Source organism: Paenibacillus sp. OT2-17 (assembly GCF_009827695.1).
Classification (GTDB): domain Bacteria; phylum Bacillota; class Bacilli; order Paenibacillales; family Paenibacillaceae; genus Paenibacillus; species Paenibacillus polymyxa_B.
The window spans coordinates 1-2,481 of record NZ_WUDQ01000548.1; the positions used below are offsets into that span (position 1 = coordinate 1).

The window sequence follows — 2,481 nt, forward strand, 5'->3', positions numbered from 1 at the left end:
TGCAGATGTCATTGCCTTATCCCGCAGTGGAGATCAGCGTAAAAATACAGAGCACGTGGAATGGCGCTCGTGTGATTTTTTTTCCATGGAGGATGCAAATCAAGGATTACATGGAGCGGATTATGCCGTATATCTCATTCATTCCATGCTGCCCTCAGCGAAGCTGACACAAGGAACATTTGAGGATATGGATGTGATTTTGGCAGAGCATTTTGCCCGGGCAGCGCGTAATAACGGGGTGAAGCAGATTGTATACTTGAGCGGTATCCTTCCCGAGCATACAAGTGAGGATGAACTATCCCGACATTTACGCAGCCGTCTGGAGGTTGAGCGTGTATTGAAGTCTTTTGGAGTACCTGTAACCACAATTCGTGCAGGCTTGATCGTCGGCCCACAGGGTTCATCGTTTCCAATTTTGGTCAAGCTCGTTCGCAGATTACCAGTCATGATTCTGCCTCGTTGGACCCGAACCAAGACCCACCCGATTGCATTGGAGGATATTTTGAATGCGCTGGATCGGAGCATCGGCAACCGTACTCTTGATGAACAAATTATAGACGTAGGCGGGCCGGAGGTTATGACATATAGAGAAATGATGCAAAGAACAGCGGAAATAATGGATAAAAAGCGTCGCTTTTTTAATGTGCCGTTGCTGACGATCAAACTGTCCCGCCTTTGGGTTACCCTAGTGACTGGAGCCTCCAAAGAGATGGCTTATCCGCTGATTGAAAGCTTGGCTCATCCGATGGTGGCGCAACGGAAACATAAGGTTCAAGGCATCAGCGATGGGAAGATTTCCTTTGACAAGGCAGCTCGAACCTCACTCGAGCAGGAAGAAGAATATCGGCATAAGAAGAATTCCCACAGCAAGCCCAAAAAGCCGTTAAAATCAGCACTTCGATCGTTAAAATCTGATGTACGCTCGGTGCAACGGATCAAACTCCCGCCTGGTAAGGATGCAACATGGGCCGGGGAACGCTATTTGGCCTGGCTTCCGGTCTTTGCAAAACCTTGGGTGCGTGTCGAGACAGGAGGCCCGGATACCTATCAGTTGTATCTCTTGGATAGTCGAAAGCCGTTGTTAGAAATGATTTATGACCGTGCGCAGAGCACCTCTGAGTTTGCACTCTATCGAATCACAGGAGGTACTTTTGCCACTGTAAAGGAAGACCATCGCGGCAGGCTTGAGTTCCTGCAAATTCCCGGTACAAATATTTGTGTCGTAGCCATTCATGATTATGTGCCATCGCTGCCTTGGTTTATTTATAAATATACACAGGCCAAAGTACATTTGGGGGTTATGTATGCGTTTGGCAAGTATGTCAAGCGGTTGATTGATACAAATGTTTAATATTTTCCACGAGATGGAAGCTACAAATGTATGGTAAAGTGTAATATATACAAGGTTTTATCCAAATGTCCTATCCAAAGTCTCCTGTGCATACCGAATCCGAATCACACGAGGTGAGAAAAATGCTGCAATCGTTAAAAGCCATTGCTAATTACAGGAAAGAAAATGATCTGGCCTGGGATACACCGACTTGGTTAAAGCTGCTTGTTTCGGCTGAGGAGCGTATTGTAAATTTGGAACGCATTCGATCTATAGGTGAGTTAAAGGATGCGAATCCTGTACTGGATTACGTGGAGCGTACGTTGCTTATTTTGGACGGACTTCCATTGTCATTCTGGGTTAAAGAGCTACTGGAGGATGTATTGGTGTGGTCTGAGACAGCCAAAGGAGGTACAGTCCGCGAACGGCTACGCTGGCAGCATGAGGGCATTAATTTATTTGTACATAATATCGGCTCCTCCCAACTGTATGTCAGACAGGCCCAAGCGGAGTCCCCTGCGTACCCGCGCAATAGCATGACCCGAATTCTGATTGAGACGCATGGATTGATCGGGCAATATATACGGGGAGAAATTCCTTTTGCGGAAAATCGACTGCTGCTTGAAATTACTCGTAAGGGCTGGCTGAGCTCTGAGGAACTGGAGCTTGTTTTACGGGCCCTGAACGAGTGTATTATCGCCGGGGTAGAACCTGCATTATGGGACCAAGTACGCAGTGAAGTAGAGCAGCTGATCGGCTGGATTGCATGGGATAACGCTCCTGTAGTCTGGAGTGTAAAGGAGCGACTGGAGAGATTACGGTCGGTTTCGATACATGAAGGAGAGCCGTTCGAGCAGGCTTACACAGAATTAGAGCAGGAGTTGAATGTAGAGAAGGCGCTGGCTCCGTTGGAGAATCGGACACTTTGGTATGTAGAATCAGCTTTGCAGGATTTTTCACTTCAAGAACTGGTAAAGGTATTCTTACTCACATTAAGGGATGGGACGGGGCAGGAACAGCCTGCGACCGTTCGCCATATCAGTTTCGAATCGCTTATGAATACGATGTATTATGACTATCGTGGTGTCAAGAAAATTAACGTATATAAAAAACGAATAATAGAAAAATATTTAAGTGCAATGTCTTGGCAG

Annotated in this window: 2 protein-coding genes; both read left to right on the forward strand. The window is 46.6% G+C overall.

Going from position 1 to position 2,481, the window contains the following annotated elements:
* Positions 1 to 1,351, forward strand: a 1,351-nt coding sequence (locus GRP75_RS24385) for a Rossmann-fold NAD(P)-binding domain-containing protein (RefSeq protein ID WP_160790609.1), incomplete at its 5' end; no start/stop codon positions are given.
* A 122-nt stretch (positions 1,352 to 1,473) separates the two neighbouring features.
* A partial coding sequence (locus GRP75_RS24390) for a class I SAM-dependent methyltransferase (protein WP_483311111.1) occupies positions 1,474 to 2,481 on the forward strand: 1,008 nt, incomplete at its 3' end.